Source organism: Erwinia sp. JUb26 (assembly GCF_003751505.1).
GTDB lineage: Bacteria > Pseudomonadota > Gammaproteobacteria > Enterobacterales > Enterobacteriaceae > Erwinia.
In genome coordinates this window covers 93531-113009 of record NZ_RJVB01000004.1, presented here as the reverse complement: position 1 = coordinate 113009, position 19479 = coordinate 93531, and the positions used below count along the sequence as shown (strand labels likewise).

Genomic DNA, 19479 nt, shown 5'->3' with positions numbered 1-19479 from the left:
TTAACCGGACTTTTCGTCTGGCGGCGGCGGGGTGCCGCTGATTTTCGGTACGCACTCCTGTTTAAACCAGGTGAGCGTCACCGGCTCTCGTTTAATCCACCGTTTAACCAGCGGGACAATCTGCTCACCCACCAGCATGCCGAACAGGCCCACCAGCGCAAAAATTGGTGGAGCCGGTGAATCAACGGCGATCAGTGAATAAATAACGCCGGCCAGCATGCCGACCATCAGCGAAATAGCGTAAGACTTTAACATCTTCACTCCATCCTGTTAGCAGAAATCAACGCGACAGGAACTGCGTTGCCAGCTGGCCACCGATAACCATACCCAGCAGGCCAATCAGTGCAATGGCGGGCGGTGCCGGTGAACGCACTTTAAGCAGCGCATAAACCAGCCCGATCAGCACACCCGCGCCAAGCGAAACAAGTAACGGACTCATGGTTTTTCCCCATCATGAGTCAATGCCGACCGGCGCACGGGCACCGGTCGGCAAAGAACAATTAACGTGCCGGGACCGGAGCCAGAGTACGGTGCTCGCTCTTCTGACGTGAAGGCGCTTTGTGTACCATGGTGTAGGCGTAGTCAACACCGATACCGTAAGCACCAGAGTGCTCCTTCGCAATGTCCATGACGGCATTGTAGGTATCACGGTGTGCCCAGTCGCGCTGCCATTCCAGCATCACCTGCTGCCAGGTTACCGGGATTACACCGGCCTGGATCATGCGCTGCATGGCATAGTCGTGTGCTTCTTTAGTGGTACCGCCGGATGCATCCGCCACCATGTAGATTTCGTAGCCGCCTTCCAGCATGGCACACAGGGCGAAGCTGTTGTTACACACTTCAGTCCACAGGCCAGATACCACCACTTTCTTCTTGCCGTTAGCCGCCAGCGCGTCACGCACTTTCTGGTCATCCCAGGAGTTCATTGAGGTACGCTCCAGGATATCCTGGCCCGGGAACACATCCAGCAGTTCCGGGTAGGTGTGGCCGGAGAAGCTTTCGGTTTCAACGGTGGTGATGATGGTTGGGATATTGAACACCTTCGCCGCTTTTGCCAGAGCAACGGTGTTGTTCTTCAGAACCTGGCGGTCGATAGACTGCACGCCAAAGGCCATTTGCGGCTGCTGGTCGATGAAAATGATCTGGCTGTTGTGTGGCGTCAGGACTTCAAGCTTCGAGTTAGTCATAGTAATACCCATTGAGGTTAATGTTGCTGGATTAATAAAAAATGACGACGTTTAGTTATCTGCGTCACGCGGCCCGCTGCAATATGAAGTGGACCGGGCTGACCATGGAGCGCAGTCTACGAAGCTTTTTTTCCCCGCACTATTATCTCTGTGTATACCTATACGGAGAGATACCTATCCGTTTGTATAACTAGACGCTCCTCCCCCCCGCTGACCATAATCCCGTCATCTACCTACACGTCCTGCCTTTTCCGGCAGCGATTTTCTTTGTCCGTGGCCATCGAGCCTGATTCGGACATCTCAGTTCAGGAGGTTCTATGGTAACGCTTGGCAAAGCAGACCTGATTTTAACCAACGGTCGTTTTCACACCGTCGATCGCGAAAACCCGATTGCTGACGCCGTGGCGATCCGCGACGGTAAGTTTCTGGAAGTTGGCACCGTCGCCGAAGTGATGCAGCACAGCTGTGAAGGCACAAAGATCATCGATCTGAAAGGCCACACGGCGGTCCCCGGCCTGAACGACTCACACCTGCACCTGATCCGCGGCGGGCTTAACTACAACCTGGAACTGCGCTGGGAAGGCGTGCCGTCGATTGCTGACGCCATGCGCATGCTGAGAGAACAGGCACTGCGCACCCCAAACCCGCAGTGGGTGCGCGTGGTGGGCGGCTGGAACGAGTTCCAGTTTGCCGAGCGCCGCATGCCAACGCTGGAAGAGATTAATGAAGCCGCACCGGATACTCCGGTCTTCGTGCTGCACCTCTACGATCGCGCCCTGCTTAACCGCGCGGCATTAAAAGTGGTGGGTTACACCCGCGATACGCCGAACCCGCCGGGCGGCGAGATCCAGCGCGACAGCAACGGCAACCCGACCGGTATGCTGATTGCCCGTCCTAACGCGATGATCCTTTACTCCACATTGGCAAAAGGGCCGAAGCTGCCGCTGGAACAGCAGGTGAACTCTACCCGCCAGTTTATGCGCGAGCTGAACCGCCTGGGCCTGACCAGCGCCATTGATGCAGGCGGCGGCTTCCAGAACTATCCGGAAGATTACGAAGTGATCTCCGAGCTGCACGAGAAGAAGCAGATGACGCTGCGTATCGCCTATAACCTGTTCACCCAGCGTCCGGGCCACGAGCTGGAAGATTTCGAGAAGTGGACCGATATGCTGACCCCGGGCCAGGGCACCGACTATTTCCGCCACAACGGCGCGGGCGAGATGCTGGTGTTCTCCGCCGCCGACTTCGAGGATTTCCTCGAGCCGCGCCCGGACCTGGCGCCGGGAATGGAAGATGAGCTGGAGCGCGTGGTACGTCACCTGGTGGAACACCGCTGGCCGTTCCGCCTGCACGCCACCTACAACGAATCGATCAGCCGTATGCTGGACGTGTTCGAGAAAGTGAACCGGGATATTCCGTTCAACGGCCTGCACTGGTTCTTCGACCACGCGGAAACCGTGACCCAGAAGAACATCGATCGCATCAAAGAGCTGGGCGGCGGCATCGCGGTGCAGCACCGCATGGCGTTCCAGGGGGAATACTTCGCCGAGCGCTACGGGATTGAAGCCACCAAGCACACGCCACCGGTCGCGCGGATGCTGGAAACCGGCGTCCCGGTCGGCCTGGGGACGGATGCCACCCGCGTGGCCAGCTATAACCCGTGGACCGCGCTGTACTGGCTGGTATCGGGTCGTACCGTCGGCGGGATGCAGATGTATGACGTCAATGCCCGCCTGGATCGCGATACCGCGCTGATGCTGTGGACCCAGGGCAGCGCGTGGTTCTCCAGCGAGCAGGGTAAAAAAGGCCAGATCAAAACCGGCCAGCTGGCGGATCTGGCAGTGCTGAGCAAAGACTACTTTGTGGTGCCGGAAGAGGAGATTAAAGGCATTGAATCGGTGCTGACCGTGGTTGACGGTAATGTGGTGTATGCGGCGGGATCGTTCACCTCCGAAGCCCCACCGTCGATTCCGGTGCTGCCGGAGTGGTCGCCGGTCATCAAATTCCCGGGCCACTACCGCAGCGCGCCTCCTCAGGCGAACGGCCGTGCGGCCTTTGCTTCACAGCCTCACCAGTGCAGCGGCCCGTGCGGCGTGCACAGCCATCATCATGATATCGCACGCGGATCCAGCGTGCCGGTTGCAGAAGACAACGCCTTCTGGGGCGCGCTGGGCTGCAGCTGCTTCGCATTCTAATCGCCTGACACACGGTTAATTCTGCCGCCCCGTATCACTACGGGGCGGTTTTTCTGCGCCTGAATTTCAGCGGGACGTGCCGTCGCGCTGGGTTTCCCAGGGGCTTAACTTTAGTAACTGACTGACTCCGAATGAGAGATCGCTATCGCGGATGCCTTTCAGGGCGGGTTGGTAACAGGAGGTGCGCAATGGCGCAAACTAACGATATTCACAGCGCAACGCCGGACGTTGCCGAGCTGCCGCCGCAGGCCGGGGTTTCTCCCTGGCAGCCGCTGAGCCAGCCGGTCTTTCGCCTGCTGTGGATTGCCACCGTGGTTTCCAACATCGGTTCCTGGATGAACGATGTCGGCGTGAACTGGACTATGCTGACGCTCAGCGCCGACCCGCTCAGCGTGGCGCTGGTGCAGGCGGCCAGCAGCCTGCCGATGTTTCTGTTTGCCCTGCCTTCCGGGGTGATGGCTGACATTGTCGATCGCCGAAAGTATTTATTATTCTCCCAGCTGTGGGTATTTATCGCCGCCGCCGGATTAACCGTGCTTTCTTTCACTGGCCATGTCACTCCGCCGATCCTGCTTATCGCTGCGTTCCTGCTCAGCGCCGGGGCGGCGATGAGTTCACCGCCGTTCCAGGCGATTGTGCCGGATCTGGTGCGCAAGGAGGAACTCGGCCCGGCCATCGCTCTTAACTCTCTGGGGATTAATATCAGTCGTGCTATTGGCCCGGCGCTGGGCGGCCTGATCCTCTCCTTTGCCGGTCCATGGATGGTATTTCTGCTGAATGCCCTCTCCGTTCTCGGCGTAGCGTGGGTGCTTTATCGCTGGAAAGCGGAACCGGCGGTGCAGCGCCTGCCGCCGGAGCACTTCTTCTCAGCGGTTCGCGCGGGTTTACGTTACGTGCATGCCGCGCCGGTGCTGAGAAACGTGCTGGTTCGTACGGTCGCCTTCTTCGTTTTCGGCAGCGCCGGTTGGGCGCTGCTGCCGCTGGTCGCCCGTCGTGAGTTAAATCTTGGCCCCGGCGGCTACGGGATTATGCTGGCATTTATCGGCGTCGGAGCCATTTGTGGCGCAGTTATGCTGCCGCGGCTGCGCAGGCGTTTTAACCCGGACCGTTTGATGGTTCTGTCCAGTCTGATGTTTGCGATCACCCTGCTGGCGCTGGCCTTCGTGCGCAATTTCTGGCTGCTGAATGCCTTCGAGTTCTTCACCGGCTTCTCGTGGATTGCCGTGCTTTCCACGCTGAATCTGGGGGCACAGCGTAGCGCGGCAAAATGGGTGAAAGCCCGTGCGCTGGCGGTATACCTCACCGTATTCTTCGGCGCCATGACCGTTGGGAGTGCTGTCTGGGGTCAGCTGGCCTCGCATTACGGTATCCCGGCCTCCCTGTGTGTGGCCACGGTCGGCATGCTACTGGCCAGCACCACGGCGCTGCGCTGGCGGCTGGATCAGGATCCTGACCTGGATCTTGACCTCAGCAATGTGGACAGCGGCGTCCCGGCACTGGATATTCACCACGACCGCGGGCCGGTGATGGTCAGCTATGAATACCTGATCCGCCAGGAAGATGCGCATGACTTTGTTCTCTGCATGCAGGATATGCGACGCGTCAGGCGACGTGGCGGAGCAATAAACTGGTCGGTTTATGAAGATATCCTGCAGCCCGGTATTTTTGTGGAAACCTTTATCGTGGGTTCCTGGATGGAGCACCTGCGCCAGCGGGACCGTTACACCATGAACGATCAGAAAATTCAGAACAGGCTTTACGAATTCCATCAGCAGGACAGCCTGCCGGCGGTCCGCTATCTGGTGGCCCCGGTTTAAACGCTACGCTTAACGTTAGCAACATAAAAAAAGCGCTGACCGAAGTCAGCGCTTTTTTATCATCCGTCGCTTAGCGCGTTGGCTGGTTCACTTCCACCGGGCGCAGATCGAACAGCAGCACTTCCGCGTCCTGGCCGTCGGTAAAGCTCAGCGTCTGCTCGTTGCGCACCCGCGCACCGTCACCTTCTTTAAACTCAATACCGTTGACGGTGATGCTACCGCGGGCAACGTGAATGTAGGCGTAACGATCGTCCGGCAGCGTGACCGTCTGGCTTTCGTCACCGTTAAACAAACCGGTATAAATCCGCATGTCCTGGCGCACCTTCAGCGAGCCGTCAGTGCCTTCAGGGGAGACAATCAGCCGCATCTGCCCGCGTTTTTCACTGTCCGGCACGGAAACCTGCTGATAGCCCGGCGCGGTATTTTTCTCAGACGGCACAATCCAGATCTGCAGGAAGTGAACGCCTTCGGTCTGCGAATGGTTGAACTCGCTGTGGGTCACGCCGCTGCCCGCACTCATCAGCTGCACATCACCCGGGACAATCACCGAACCGGTTCCCATTGAATCTTTGTGAGCCAGCGCGCCTTCCAACACATAGGAGATAATTTCCATGTTGCTGTGCGGATGTGCGCCGAAACCGCGGGATTTCGCCACCTGGTCGTCGTTTATCACCAGCAGGTCTGAAAAACCAACCTGTTTTGGATCCCAGTAGTTTGCGAAGGAGAAGGTGTGGCGTGAATGCAACCAGCCGTGATCGCCCAGTCCGCGTTGTGCTGAAAGTCTTTGCTCGATCATGATGTGTTCCTTAGTTTTGTTGGGTGGCGGGCGTTTGCCCTTCCGATAGAGATAGAATATAAGTAAACTCACATGCCCAACAATGGCCTGTAATGGCAATCACCGTCGCGTTTTAGTGGACAATATGCAGATAGAAGATCTCAAAATTTACGTCGCCGTGATTAACGCCGGCAGCTTCACCGCAGCGGCCGAACAGCTGCTGTTGTCCAAGCAATACGTCAGCCGCCGTATGGCCGCGCTGGAGGCCTCGCTCGGGGCTCGCCTGTTGATCCGCAACACGCGCAAACTGTCGGTGACTGATGCCGGGCGGACCTTTGCGCAGCACGCGCTAAAGATCCTCGATGACATTCAGGAAGCGCAACAGTCCGTTTCGGACCGCCGCCGCGAGCTGCACGGCACCTTCCGCCTGAGCATGCCGATGTCGTTTGGCATGAGCCATCTGTCGCCGCTGCTGGCCGCCTTTCTTGCCCGGCATCCGGGCGTGCAGCTGCAAACGGAACTGGCGGACCGTTATGTAGACGTCATTGGCGAAGGTTTTGATATGGCAATTCGTATTGGTACCCTCGCGGACTCCACGCTGATGGCCCGCCGCCTCGGGGAGCTGCGGCGCGTGATCTGCGCCAGCCCAGCCTACCTTCAACGCGCGGGCACGCCGCAGCTGGCGGAGGATTTGCAGCATCACGCCTGTCTACGCTTCGGGCGCGAAGGGCAATACGGCTGGGAGCTGAACGTTGAGGGAAAGGCGAAGATTGTCGCGGTCTGCGGGCCGATGCAGAGCAATAACGGCGAGGTGCTGCGCGATGCGGCGGTGGCCGGACTGGGTCTGGTGCTGCTGCCGGAATTTATCGTCGGTGACGCGCTGAAGCGCGGGGAGCTGGTCAGCGTACTGGATGACTGCCATCCGTCGTCACTCACGCTGAGCGCGGTCTATCCGCAGCACCGCCAGCAGAGCGAAACTATTCGCGTGCTGATCGACTTTTTGCTGGCGGAGCTGGGCCGTTAAAACGCAAACGGGCCGCCGATTCTCCGTATTCGAGAAACGGCGGCCCTTATCAACTTATCAACTTATCAACGTTTCAGCGTTTCAGCGTTTCAGCGTTTCAGCGTTTCAGCGTTTCAGCGTTTCAGCGTTTCAGCGTTTCAGCGTTTCAGCGTTTCAGCGTTTCAGCTTACAGGCTGATGTATTTATGCAGCACGCGCACCAGCTGGGTCACAAATCCGTACTCGTTATCGTACCAGGAGACGGTTTTCACCAGCTGTAAATCGCCCACTTCACTGATTTCCGTCTGGGTCGCATCGAAAACAGAACCGAACGGCAGACCGATAACATCCGAGGAAACAATCTCGTCGTCGGTATATTTGAACGATTCGTTATTCTCGCAGGCGGCCTGCAGCGCGGCGTTAATTTCTGCCACCGTCACTTTTTTATCCAGCACGGTGACCAGCTCGGTTACCGAACCGGTTTTGGTCGGTACGCGCTGCGCGTGGCCTTTCAGTTTGCCGGCCAGGGCCGGGATCACCAGCCCGATGGCCTTCGCCGCGCCGGTGGTGTGCGGAATAATATTTTCTGCCGCTGCACGTGAGGCGCGGAAATCTTTGCCGCGCGGCCCATCCACCAGCGCCTGGGTGCCGGTATAGGCGTGAACCGTGGTCATGGTGCCCACGCGAATGCCGAAGCTGTCGTTCAGCGCTTTCGCCATCGGTGCCAGGCAGTTGGTGGTGCAGGACGCCACGGAGATAATGGTATCGTCCGCCGTCATCTGGTCATCGTTGACGTTATAAACGATGGTTTTCATCTCACCGGCCGGTGCTGAGATCAGTACGCGTGCCGCGCCCGCATCAATGTGCGCCTGCGCTTTTTCGGTTGAGGTATAGAAGCCGGTACATTCGATCACCACGTCAACGCCCAGATCGCCCCACGGAATATTGCGGGCGTCTTTTTCCGCGAAAACGGTAATCTGTTTTCCGCCCACTACCAGCGATTTCTCACCGGCGCTGACGGTTGCCGGGAACGCACCGTAGTTGGAATCGTATTTCAGCAGGTAGGCGAGCATTTCCGGCGAGGTGAGGTCGTTAATCGCCACGATTTCCACCGGCTCGTTTTGCTCCAGAATACGACGGAGTACCAGGCGGCCAATACGTCCGAAACCATTGATGCCAATCTTTTTCATGGGGCTCTCCAGAATTCAGTTCAGTAGTTGATTACGCAGAGCGTTTGTTAAAACAGCTGTTGCGCGGCTGTTAAAAAGCATAATCCCCATGGCGATAAACAAACAGCGAAAAGCTTTGTCGTCCAACGTCAAAAAAAGTGAATGAGGTTGTTTTAGCTGACGGATTCGGATTTCCGGTAGCGGAGGTAATGCATAAATTGCTGCACGGCGCGGGAGCAGGTTTTGCTGCTGCGCAATGCCAGCGCGATATCGCGATAGGGCGCAACATCCAGCGGGCGGGTGACGATGCGGTAAGGGATATTCCTGAGGATCAGTCGGGGTAGAATGCTGACGCCCAGCCCCTTCTCGACCATTGCCATCACCGCGTAATCATCCCACAGGGTAAATTTGACGCGCGGTGCCAGCCCGGATGCGTTAAAGATCTCCACAATTTCGTGATTACTGCCTTTTTCCAGCAGGATAAAGGGGCTGTCGCACAGCGCAGCCAGCGGCACGGTGTCGTGATCTGCCAATGGATGATCCTGCGGCAGCACCGCCAGATACTCATCCTTTTCAAGGAAAATCGCCTCCAGCCCCGCTAACGCAGGGAGTCGGGTAAAACCGCAGTCCACGCGGCCTTCCGCGATCCAGCCCTCGATTTCGGTGTAGTCCCCCAGCAGTAATTCGAACTCAATGTTTGGGTAATCGCGCTGAAAGGCTCTGAGCATATCGGGCAGCCAGTGGGTGGCAACGCTGGAAAAGGTGCCGATGCGGATCATGCCGGACTGAAGCCCGTTAAGCGCATCCACCTCCGCCTGCAGTTTTAGGTATTCCTCGCAAACACTTTTGGCAAACGGCAGCAGCTTGATGCCGTCGGAGGTCAGCCGCACGCCGCTGCGGTGACGCTCGAACAGCGACACCTGCCACTCTTTTTCCAGATCGTTAATCATCCGGCTGATTGCCGACTGGGAATAAAACAGTTTTTCAGCCGCTTTGGTAAAGCTGCCCAGCTCCACCACTTTCATAAAGGCTTTATATTTCTGAATATTGATATCCATTCGGCAACACACCTATCTGATTTTGTCATGCAATCCATGATAAACATTCGTTTTTGTCATTTCAAAGCCAATGGTAGATTGCCTGTTATCTGAACCGGGTGCTTGCCGGAAAAAACCGAACGCTAAGGAACGACGAAATCGATGCGTATATCTAAAACAACGCTGGCCGCCCAGGGCGCGACCTCCGGATTTGTGCTGCTGTGGGGATCGGCGGCAATTTTTACCCGCCTCGGACTGGATAACGCCTCGCCGCTTGCGCTGCTGATTGTGCGCTTCGCCATTGCCCTCACCGCGCTGTCGATTATCGGCGGCCTGCGCAAAACCCTGCTGCCTGCGAAGCGGACACGTGTGCGGGTAGCGCTGACCGGGCTGATGCTGATTGGCGGCTATTCAGTGTGTTACTTCCGGGCGATGTCGGACGGCGTCACCCCGGGGGCCATCGCCACGATAATGGGCATCCAGCCGATTCTGACTCTGTGCCTGACCGAGCGCCGTTTGCAGGGAATGCGGCTTTGTGGTCTGCTGATCGCGCTGGCGGGCCTGGTGCTGATGGTCTGGCAAAGCCTGATTGCCTCCCGTCTGCCCTTCTCCGGCGTGGCCTGCGCGCTGGCCGCACTCGGTTTTATGACTTTCGGGACAATCATGCAGAAGAAAAACCGCCAGTCGCCCGCGGAGATCCTGCCCATGCAGTACGGCATCAGCCTGCTGCTGTGCCTGTTTCTGCTGCCGACTGAAACCGTTCACCTTCGCCTCAACGCCGCATTTATCACCTCGGCGCTGTTCCTCGGTGTGCTGATTTCCGTGGTTGCTCAACTGCTGTTCTATCGTCTGCTGAGTGCTGGCAGTATTGTGAATGTCACCAGCCTGTTTTATCTGGTGCCGGTGATCACTGCCGTGCTGGATTATTTGCTGCTCGGCAACCGGCTGCCGTGGTCCGGCATTGCCGGCATGACGGCAATTCTGCTGGGGATCATGCTGGTGTTTCGCGCGCCGCAAAAGCCGCAGCGCATCGCCAGCTAAGAGATACCCCCGCTTCGTTTACAGGCTGGAACGGGGGTAGTTTCCCACCGAGAGATTAACGGCAGCCCAGGCGGCCATCCTTGTGGCGTTTCTCTCTTACCGGATCAAAAGCGATACGCCATTTTCACCCGTCGTAAATATGTTTCAGTGTTAAGGCATAACCCTCGCCTGAATTTAATCACTCTGAGTAACGGTTCCCTCTTGACACTGCTGCAATAAAACATCATAACTGTACCGTACAGTTTAGTTATTATGTTTCCAGTTATTTACAGGAGTGAACACCATGTCGTCAATCGTTCGAAAAACCACCTCCCTGGCGATCGTCGCCTCCCTTGCCCTTTTGGCCGGATGCTCAGGCTCATCCCCGAATAAATATGCCGGACTGGAATCCTCCTCGCGTTTAACACCCAATCCCTCCGAGGACAGCGACAGAATTCCATTCAAATACGCGTCTCCTGTGGACTGGAAGAAGTACAACAGCATCAATATCGAACCCGTGACGATTTATCAGGGCAGCGATGGTCAGTTTAATGACGTCGAGCGCTCCGACCGCAAACAGCTTGCGGACTATATGCAGAAAAAATTCAGTGAAGTTCTGGGTAAAAAATTCCGGGTTGTCTCTGACAATTCACCCGGTACGCTGAAGTTAAAACTGACGTTGACCGGGGCGGATACCACGCCGCAGGTTATCGGCACCTTCACCAAATTCGATCTTGCCGGCGGCCCGTACAATATTGTTCAATCGGTCAGAGGGGGACGTGGTCTGATGAGCGGCTACGTTAACTACGCGGTTGAGCTGCATGACGCCACAACGGATGAACTGCTGCTGGCCTACATCGCCGAACAGTACCCTAATGCGATGAATGTGGGCGCAACGTTTGGGGCCCTCAGCGCAGCGGAAACGGGCATTGATAAAGGTGCCGACCAGCTGCTGGAAAAATTACAGTGAGCGCGATAAAACCCGCCCTGCCTGCCGCGCTTCCTTTCACCGTGGGGCTACTACTGGGCACGGTGACGCTGTCAACCTGCCAGGCAACGGATCTGTCTCTGGGCCTTGCCGCGGCGGGTTTTATTGTTCCTTATAAAGATACGCCCGCTAAAGTGATGCCTTTACCGGCCGTGGGTTACGAAGATGGCACGCTTTTCTGGCAGGGAGCGAGAGGCGGATTCCATATTGTTGAAAACAGTTCGCACCGCCTCGATTTTTATCTGGGTGTCGATCCCCGCCAGTTCCGGCCTGAAGACAGTACGGACTGGCAAATCAGGCAGTTGAACAAACGGCGCATCGGCGTCGCATCGGGTCTGGCCTACACACTGGCTACCCGAGCGGGAAGTTTCAGCACGTCGCTGGAACGGGATGTCATCAATCACAGTGACGGCATGTCAGCAGAGGCGGCATGGTCGTATACCCTGCGGCAGGATCGATGGTCGCTGATCCCTGCGGCTGGCGTGCGGTGGGATAACGGTGCGCAAAATCGATACTACTACGGTATCAGCGCGCAGGAATCCGAGCGCAGTCACCTTGCCGAGTGGCGGCCCGGCGATGCATTTACGCCGTGGCTGGGGCTGAGCCTGCGTTACGCCCCAGACAACCAATTGTTGACGTATATTTCCGCACAATATGAGCGACTGCCCGATGAGGTCAGGCACAGTCCAATGAACGATCGCGACAGTGCAGCCATCATCACAGCCGGGTTCAGTTACCGATTCCTTTAATTCTGCCACCACCAGGGCAATCCTGCAGCGATTCTGGCTGCAGGATTTTTTTTACCGTTGCGCCAAAAACGGCAGCCACCGGGAGGAACTCTTGTTCTCCCGGTGGCAGAGTGTGATGCGGAACGGCGCAGGTTATGGCGGGTGATAAATCTACGAGGGGATCAGATGTGACTGCCGATGGAAAGGCAGCCCGAGAGCAGGAAAACGCCGGCGATAAGATAACAATTGAGCACGATTTTCATTATTTCAAACCCGCCTTAAAAGAGAGACACGCAGCCGCTCAACATCAGCGCTGCGGAGAAAAGTGATACGGAAACGACGATGGATCTGAACATGGCACACCTCATAATTAAACTGTACGGTTCAGTTTACTTAAAGGGCGTAATTTGTCAATCGCCGTTTCCTTCTCTCAATCAACGTTGGGTAAGATGAATGCCCCGGCTAGCAGGCACCCTTGATAAACAGCGTGACTGCCGCAGACACCATCTTCTGAATGCGGTCTTCGCTGAGGGTTTCCACCTCTCTTTTCAGCAGCAGCTCGTCTACTTCGGCTTTGACCAGTGACGTAAACTGCTTCGCCCGCAGTTCCGGTGAGCTGACGGACAGCGCCCCCTGATCCATTGATGCCTGCATAAGCACGGTCAGTGCGGTCATGCTTTCACGTACGCCAGATTCACGAAACAGCTCGCCAATATCCGAATGCCCAGCCTCGCCAACAACGACGCGATAAAGCTGCATCGCCTGGCTGTCCGTGGTCAACACGCTGAGCATACGCTTACCAAAGACGGTGAGCTTCTCTTCCAGGCTGAGCGACGCGTTACTCTTGCGGTCCAGCTCGCTGGCTGCCTGGGTCAGATAATGGGTGCTGTAGGTTCTGACCACGTTTTCAAACAGCGCTTCTTTGGATGGGAAGTAGTTATACAGCGTCGCCTTCGAGCCACCGGCACGCTTAGCCACTTCATTCATCGACGCGCGTTCATAGCCAAATTCCTGAAATACCGCCGAGGCGGCGGCAAGAATCGCATTTCGTTTTTCATCAGTCAGTGTTCGCATCGTTTCCTCCTAAAACCGGCCTGAATGATAACAAAACCAGCCGGTTCATAATAGGAAGTACGACGCAAAACAGCAGGTTGGGATGGGGAATATCGTTAGCAGGCGTGTGGATTGTCAAGAGCGGAAACCGTGCCAGGGCACGGTGTCCGTTTATTCATCCGTAAAAAATTTACTCGTTACCGACGGCCTGCTTTTTCGATTTCAGCAGATTGATCACGGCAAGTACGCCAAAGATGCCGGTTAACAACGCGGTAATCATGTTCTTGTCGAGAACATGTACCAGATTGCCCAACAGGATCCCCACAACGCCGAAATCCGCATCAGAGAACGTGGTGTTGGCGAGTCCCAACGAGCCCAGTACCGGCAACAGCGCGACAGGAAGGAAGGTGATCAACAACCCGTGGGCAAACGCACCGATCACGGCACCACGACGGCCGCCCGTAGCATTACCGAACACCCCGGCGGTGGCACCACAGAAGAAATGCGGCACCACGCCCGGCAGGATCAGCACCAGGTCCAGATGCCCCAGCACGAACAGCCCCACCAGCCCGCCGACGAAGCTGGAGATAAAGCCAATCAGCACGGCGTTAGGCGCATAGGGATAGATTACCGGGCAATCGAGTGCCGGACGGGCATTCGGCACCAGCTTTTCAGAAAATCCGGTAAAGGCCGGGACAATCTCCGCCAGAATCAGGCGCACGCCCTGCAGGATAATGAACACACCTGCCGCGAAGGTAATCGCCTGAACAATGGAGAACACCAGATAGTTCTGCCCGTGACTAAAGGTGCTTTCAACATACTCTTTGCCCGCTGAGATGCAGAGGATCAGATAGATAATCATCATCGTCAGTGAAATAGAGATGGTGCTGTCACGCAGGAAGCTGAGGTTCTTCGGCAGGTTCATCTCTTCCGTTGAACGTGAGCCTTTGCCGACCACCGAACCAATCCAGCCCGATAATACATAGCCTACCGTACCGAAATGACCGAACGCGATCTGGTCGTTATTGGTTATTTTTCGCATATAGGGCTGGGCCAGCGCCGGGAAGAACGCCATGATGAAGCCCAGCGTCAGCGCGCCGGTATAGATTAACTGGATACCGGTAAATCCAGCCACGGACAGAATGATCGCGACCATACAGGCCATATAGAAGGTAATGTGGCCGGACAAGAAGATATATTTCAGGCTAGTGAAGCGAGCAATAACGATATTCGCCACCATACCAAACGCCATAATCAACGTAGTTGAGGCACCATATTCGCCCAGTCCGATGGAAACAATCGCTTCATTGTTGGGAATTATCCCTTGTACGTTGAAGGCATGTTTAAAAATGTCTCCGAGTGGGGATAAGGAACCGACTAATACCGTGGCTCCACCCGCAAGGACCAGGAACCCCAGAATCGTTTTTATTGTTCCCTTGACGACATCAGGAAAACTTTTTTTCTGTGCGACAAGTCCCAGCAGCGCCACCAGTCCAACAAGAATGGCCGGTACTTTAAGAATGTCGACTACGAGAGATAAAATGTCTTTAATCATCTTGTTTACCTTAGAAACACGATTCGATCATGCAATCAAGACTGAAACCAGGCTTTGATTTTTTCTTCGACTTCATTCAAATCGATGATGTTATTAATCACGATCACTTTTTCTTCAGGAAGGTTGGCGCTGTAGGCAATATCACGGCCCATGACAAAAACATCAGCGGCCTCTTTAGTGACTGAACCTAAATCTGAATGGTCAACATCTGCCTGAATATCAATTTTCTTCAGAACCTTTTTGATGTTCATTTCCATCATAAAGCTGCTGCCTAAACCTGCTCCACACACGGCCATAATTTTCATGGAATTTTCCTCTTTATTATTAATTAATAAGCAATTTGGTTAGTTCTTCTTTATCGGAAGAGTTAAATATTTTGTGCATCACTTCGTCGTCGGATAAAACTTCTGCCAGTTCGGTAATCATCTCTACGTGGCTATTACTGTCCGGCGCTGAAAACATAAACAGAATGCGAACGGGGTCGTTTTCCTCGGCGTTAAAAATAACCCCCTCATTCACCATCAATACCGATAGCCCCAGAGCCAGTGCCCCCTCTTCAGGGCGGGCATGCGGTAACGCAATTTGTGGTGCCAGAACAAAATACGGACCGGTTGATTCCTTCGTGGCAATAATCGCGTCAATATAGCGAGGTGTAATCGTCCCCTCGGCTAATAACGGTGCGCCTACTACGTGGATTGATTCTTTCCAGTCAGCGAGCGTTTCAACAAACTGCACACGTGCAGGGTTTAACCATGAAGCGATGCTCATCGTTTTTCCTTGGAACAAGATTTAAATATGAGGTGGCGGGAATACCGCCACCTGGTATTACGCGCGGGCTAACAGCGCTCGCGCCCGTTCAATCACGTTTTGCGTACTGAAACCAAAGTGTTCGAACAAAACGGCGGCCGGTGCGGACTCACCAAAGCTGTTCATGCCGATCACATCACCATCCAGCCCCGCATAGCCTTTCCAGAATCCCGCGATGCTCGCCTCAACCACCAGGCGTTTACGCACGGCACCGGGCAGCACCGATTCTTTCCACGCGGCGTCCTGTTTTTCAAAGCGTTCGGTACACGGCATGGAAACCACCTGCACGCGAACACCTTCCTGCTCCAGGACGTCGGCGGCCTCTGTGGCCAGTTCCAGTTCCGAACCGCTGGAAATCAGCAGCAGGTCGGGCTGCCCTTCGCACGCTTTTACGACATAGCCACCGCGCTTGATGGCTTCCAGCTGGGCCGCGGTTCGCGGCTGCTGTTTCAGCGGCTGACGGGTAAAGATCAGCGCGCTTGGACCGTCCTCGCGCTCAATGGCCTGCTGCCAGCCTACCGTTGCCTCAACCTGGTCGCAGCCGCGCCAGGTTTCCATATTTGGCGTCAGGCGCAGCGCGGCAAGCTGCTCAACCGGCTGGTGCGTCGGGCCGTCTTCACCCAGACCAATGGTGTCGTGGGTGTAGACAAAGATGCTGCGCTGCTTCATCAGCGCGGCCATACGTACTGCATTGCGGGCGTATTCCATAAACATCAGGAAAGTGCCGCCGTAAGGAATAAAGCCACCGTGCAGCGCGATGCCGTTCATAATCGCGGACATACCAAACTCGCGTACGCCATACGGCAGATAATTACCGGCAGCATTATCATGCGTGATGTCCTGTGCTTTCGCGTGGCGTGTCAGGTTCGACGGTGACAGGTCGGCGGAACCGCCAAGCAGTTCGGGCAGCCAGTCAATAAACTGATTCAGCGCCTTCTGGCTGGCCTGCCGTGTAGCCAGGTTCTGCGGGTTGTCCTGCAGCGACTGCACGTACTGCTGAGATTTCTCAGCCCAGTCGGTCGGCAGCGCTTTGTTACCGCGGCGCAACAGCTCCTGCGCCAGCTCCGGCCAGGCCTGCTGATAGCGGGCAAACAGATCGTCCCAATCCGCCTGCAGCTGCTGCCCTTTCTCTTCGGCATTCCACAGTCCGTAGATAACCTGCGGGATCTCAAACGCGGCATATTCCCAGCCGAGAGACTCACGCACGCGGGCGACTTCTTCCGCGCCCAGCGGTGAACCGTGGCAGTCGTGGCTGTCGGCCTTGTTCGGCGAGCCGTAACCAATGGTGGTTTTGCAGCAGATTAAGGTTGGACGCGTCAGGTCTTTGCGCGCTTCATTCAGCGCCGCTTTGATCTGCTGCGGGTTGTGGCCGTCAATGCTTTCAATAACCTGCCAGCCGTATGCGCGGTATCTTGCTGCCGTATCTTCAGCGAACCAGCCGTCAACGTGACCGTCAATCGAGATATTGTTGTCATCCCACAGCGCGATCAGCTTGCCGAGTCCCAGCGTTCCCGCCAGCGAGCAGGCTTCGTGGGAAACGCCTTCCATCAGGCAGCCGTCGCCCAGAAACGCGTAGGTGAAGTGATCCACGACATCGAACTCATCACGGTTGAATTCCGCGGCCAGGGTTCTTTCTGCCAGCGCCATGCCGACCGCATTGGCAATGCCCTGCCCCAGGGGGCCAGAAGTGGTTTCAACCCCCGGGGTGTAACCGTATTCCGGGTGACCCGGGGTTTTCGAGTGCAGCTTACGGAACTGTTTGATGTCCTCAATGCTCAGGTCGTAGCCCGTAAGGTGCAGCACGGCGTACAGCAGCATTGAGCTGTGGCCGTTAGACAGCACAAAGCGGTCGCGATCCAGCCAGTTCGGATCTTTCGGGTTGTGGCGCAGGAAGTCGCGCCACAGTACCGTTGCCATTTCTGCCATGCCCATCGGTGCACCCGGATGCCCTGAATTAGCCTGTTGTACGGCATCAATGCTGAGGAATCGTACGGCATTGGCAAGCTGTCTGTTGTCCACATTACACTCCTGATGATTATCAAAAAACCTGTTATCCCGTCGGGATTGAATAAGTACATACAGGTTAAAGTTGTCTAGTCACCTTTAGAATGCACCTCGACTAAGCAGTACACAAGGGGTAAACTGCAAAGATGACCAGACAGGATGGTCTTTATTTAAAGGCTGTTATATCGATCACACTTTTCCGGTTGCAGACGCTATGATTCTCCTGTCTGCTGTTATTCAGGCAGCTAATGAATTGAAATAAGAGAGAAAATGTCAGAAAACATCACTGAGAAGCAAAAAGAGGTGATTGAATTCATCCTCAACAAAATCAATGAGGATGGCCTGACGTCCGGAGATAAGCTGGATACGGAAATCGCCATTGCCAAAACGCTGGGTATCACCCGGGCGACGGTGCGGGAAGCCACGCGCATTCTGATCGAGCAGGAAAAGATTTATCGTGTGAAGGGATCGGGCATCTTCGTCGGTTCAACCGGTTACAGTAATCATTCGGGAAAATTTCATGCACTCTCCCCCTTTGACTATCAGGCGCAAAAGAGCGGCCACAAAGGGGTAAGAAAAGTGATTTCTGCCAGCATCATCAAAGTTCCCAGCCCGGCGATGGCTCAGGAACTGCGGATTAAAACGAACGATCAGGTTTACAAGATCCTGCGCCTGATGTCGTTCGATGACATTCCCGTTTCGCTGGAGTACATCCATTTCCCCGTCAGTCTGTTCAGCACGCTGGAATTCAGTCAGTTAGAGATTTCAAAATATTCGTATATCGAAAAATTGACAGGCAAAGGCGTACAGCGCAGGGCGCAAAACGTGCGGGCGTTTAACGTCAGGGATGAGGATCAGATTCGTCTGCTTAATGTCGCCGAGGGCGATGCGCTGATGGAACTGCATGAGGTGGTTTATCTGGATGACGGCACGCCGTTTGAGGTTAACGTCGCCATTGTGAATACCAATATCCTGCATCTTCGCCAGATTGCCGAACGCGGCGAGTAACGGGGAGCCTTGGGCGCCCTGTTCGTTGACCGATGCGGCAGCGCCGGGTATTCACCCGGCGCTTTTGATCATCAGCCAGTTCGTCCCTTCAGGGCTGACCGATCAGCACTTTCAGTTTGCCGTCCAGCTGACCGGACGTTGCCTTCGCAAAGGCATCAGCCGCCTCCTCCAGTGCAAAGACCTGCGGATAAACAATACCTCGCAAAGCCTGCTCAATCTCCGGCAACCTTACTGCATCGGCGCTGGCCTGCAGGTCATCGCTGTTGTACATATGGCTTGAGGTGACGGTGATTTCAGACGACATAATCTCGTGCAGCCCGACGGTGGAACCCGGCTGATACTGGCCAATAATCACAATCTGCTCGGGCTTACGCTGGGCGGCAATCAGCGCTTCCAGCACCGGATAGTAGCCCGTACATTCAAAGACAACAGGGCGCTGGCGCAGCTGAAGCGCATCAACCTCAGCCACCGAGCCGTAGACGCGAAAGCCCATCCCTTCCAGCTGTGCGATACGCTGCGGGTCTTTTTCAACGATCAGCGGATCGGCCTGATACAGGTATTTCAGCACCAGCGCGGTAACCACGCCAATAGTGCCGCCGCCGGTAACGATCACCGGCAGAGCAGTTAAATCCCGCCACTTCACCAGAGAAACCGCATGATGGCCGACGGCGAACGGCTCAATCATCGCCGCCACGCGCAGGTCGGCCTGAGGATGCAGTTTAATCAGCTGCGCGGGACCCACCGCCATCTGCTCGCACATCGTACCGTTCAGGCGAAACCCCATCACCTTACGGCTGACGCGACAGATATTCGGCAGATTATCCAGACAGTTAAAGCACTCACCGCAGCCGACAAGCGGGTTTATCGCCACCCGATCGCCCACTGCAAATCCCTGAGTCTCTTCACTGACGGCACTGACCACGCCGACGGCCTCATGCCCCTGAATAAAGCCCGTTGGCGGCTTCAGCGACGGGTGATGCCCAAGGAAGAAATGCATGTCCGATCCGCATATTCCACTGTACTTGACGTCGACCATCACTTGACCCGCCGCCAGCGTCGGGGCGACGACGTCACCCACGTTAATTTCTTTCACTGCCGTAATTTCAACGAATTTCATCATCTTCTCCAGTAGCT

19 protein-coding genes are annotated in these 19479 nt (G+C 55.8%); 7 read left to right on the top strand and 12 right to left on the bottom strand.

The genetic code is table 11. The annotated features are described in order from the left end of the window. The 3 genes from EC836_RS12130 to EC836_RS12120 form a co-directional block, all read right to left on the bottom strand. The gene (locus EC836_RS12130) at positions 1-255 is read right to left on the bottom strand and encodes a XapX domain-containing protein (RefSeq protein ID WP_123333391.1); all 255 of its coding nucleotides are present in this window, start codon (positions 253-255) and stop codon (positions 1-3) included. Positions 256-280: 25 nt separating this feature from the next. Continuing rightward, entirely contained in the window at positions 281-439 is a 159-nt protein-coding gene (locus EC836_RS12125; protein WP_123333389.1) for a DUF1427 family protein, read from the bottom strand. 61 nt (positions 440-500) lie between these two features. After that, positions 501-1187 (bottom strand): hydrolase, encoded by a 687-nt coding sequence (locus tag EC836_RS12120; RefSeq protein ID WP_123333928.1) that lies wholly within the window; start codon positions 1185-1187, stop codon positions 501-503. A 317-nt stretch (positions 1188-1504) separates the two neighbouring features. On the opposite strand from EC836_RS12120, the gene EC836_RS12115 reads away from it, so the two are divergent. Together EC836_RS12115 and EC836_RS12110 are read left to right on the top strand one after the other, a co-directional pair. Further along, positions 1505-3382: an amidohydrolase gene (locus EC836_RS12115; protein ID WP_123333387.1), complete on the top strand. Its 1878-nt coding sequence runs from the start codon at positions 1505-1507 to the stop codon at positions 3380-3382. 188 nt (positions 3383-3570) lie between these two features. Further along, positions 3571-5199 (top strand): MFS transporter, encoded by a 1629-nt coding sequence (locus EC836_RS12110; protein WP_123333385.1) that lies wholly within the window; start codon positions 3571-3573, stop codon positions 5197-5199. Between the two features lie 70 nt (positions 5200-5269). On the opposite strand, the gene EC836_RS12105 is transcribed toward EC836_RS12110, so the two are convergent. Beyond that, on the bottom strand, positions 5270-5995 hold the full coding sequence (locus EC836_RS12105) for a pirin family protein (protein ID WP_123333383.1): 726 nt from the start codon (positions 5993-5995) through the stop codon (positions 5270-5272). 124 nt (positions 5996-6119) lie between these two features. Between EC836_RS12105 and EC836_RS12100 the strand changes: the two genes are divergently transcribed. Then, a complete protein-coding gene (locus EC836_RS12100; RefSeq protein ID WP_123333381.1) occupies positions 6120-6998 on the top strand; it encodes a LysR family transcriptional regulator in 879 nt (292 codons plus the stop codon). A gap of 166 nt (positions 6999-7164) precedes the next feature. Here the strand turns inward: EC836_RS12100 and gap are convergent, their stop codons facing one another. Together gap and EC836_RS12090 are read right to left on the bottom strand one after the other, a co-directional pair. Continuing rightward, a complete protein-coding gene (gene gap, locus EC836_RS12095) occupies positions 7165-8166 on the bottom strand; it encodes a type I glyceraldehyde-3-phosphate dehydrogenase (RefSeq protein WP_123333379.1) in 1002 nt (333 codons plus the stop codon). Positions 8167-8318: 152 nt separating this feature from the next. After that, on the bottom strand, positions 8319-9203 hold the full coding sequence (locus EC836_RS12090) for a LysR family transcriptional regulator (RefSeq protein ID WP_123333377.1): 885 nt from the start codon (positions 9201-9203) through the stop codon (positions 8319-8321). A gap of 141 nt (positions 9204-9344) precedes the next feature. Here EC836_RS12090 and EC836_RS12085 point away from each other — a divergent pair, with 141 nt between their 5' ends. The 3 genes from EC836_RS12085 to EC836_RS12075 all read left to right on the top strand — a co-directional run bounded on the left by EC836_RS12085 (position 9345) and on the right by EC836_RS12075 (position 11939). Further along, the gene (locus EC836_RS12085) at positions 9345-10223 is read left to right on the top strand and encodes a DMT family transporter (RefSeq protein WP_123333375.1); all 879 of its coding nucleotides are present in this window, start codon (positions 9345-9347) and stop codon (positions 10221-10223) included. Positions 10224-10506: 283 nt separating this feature from the next. Continuing rightward, entirely contained in the window at positions 10507-11172 is a 666-nt protein-coding gene (locus EC836_RS12080) for a DUF3313 domain-containing protein (protein WP_123333373.1), read from the top strand. Further along, on the top strand, positions 11169-11939 hold the full coding sequence (locus EC836_RS12075; protein ID WP_123333371.1) for a MipA/OmpV family protein: 771 nt from the start codon (positions 11169-11171) through the stop codon (positions 11937-11939). The genes EC836_RS12080 and EC836_RS12075 overlap by 4 nt, the downstream gene beginning before the upstream one ends. A 441-nt stretch (positions 11940-12380) precedes the next feature. On the opposite strand, the gene EC836_RS12070 is transcribed toward EC836_RS12075, so the two are convergent. The 5 genes from EC836_RS12070 to tkt form a co-directional block, all read right to left on the bottom strand. Further along, the gene (locus EC836_RS12070) at positions 12381-12992 is read right to left on the bottom strand and encodes a TetR/AcrR family transcriptional regulator (protein WP_123333369.1); all 612 of its coding nucleotides are present in this window, start codon (positions 12990-12992) and stop codon (positions 12381-12383) included. Between the two features lie 169 nt (positions 12993-13161). Next, entirely contained in the window at positions 13162-14526 is a 1365-nt protein-coding gene (locus EC836_RS12065) for a PTS ascorbate transporter subunit IIC (protein WP_123333367.1), read from the bottom strand. A 35-nt stretch (positions 14527-14561) separates the two neighbouring features. Beyond that, positions 14562-14831, bottom strand: a complete 270-nt coding sequence (locus tag EC836_RS12060) for a PTS sugar transporter subunit IIB (protein WP_123333365.1) — start codon at positions 14829-14831, stop codon at positions 14562-14564. Between the two features lie 19 nt (positions 14832-14850). Continuing rightward, positions 14851-15294, bottom strand: a complete 444-nt coding sequence (locus EC836_RS12055) for a PTS sugar transporter subunit IIA (protein ID WP_123333363.1) — start codon at positions 15292-15294, stop codon at positions 14851-14853. A 57-nt stretch (positions 15295-15351) separates the two neighbouring features. After that, positions 15352-17352, bottom strand: coding sequence for a transketolase (tkt, locus tag EC836_RS12050; RefSeq protein ID WP_123333361.1), 2001 nt, complete (start codon positions 17350-17352; stop codon positions 15352-15354). A gap of 255 nt (positions 17353-17607) precedes the next feature. Here tkt and EC836_RS12045 point away from each other — a divergent pair, with 255 nt between their 5' ends. After that, the gene (locus EC836_RS12045) at positions 17608-18345 is read left to right on the top strand and encodes a GntR family transcriptional regulator (protein WP_123333359.1); all 738 of its coding nucleotides are present in this window, start codon (positions 17608-17610) and stop codon (positions 18343-18345) included. Between the two features lie 88 nt (positions 18346-18433). On the opposite strand, the gene EC836_RS12040 is transcribed toward EC836_RS12045, so the two are convergent. Then, positions 18434-19462, bottom strand: coding sequence for a zinc-binding dehydrogenase (locus EC836_RS12040; protein WP_123333357.1), 1029 nt, complete (start codon positions 19460-19462; stop codon positions 18434-18436). Between the last annotated feature and the right edge of the window lie 17 nt (positions 19463-19479).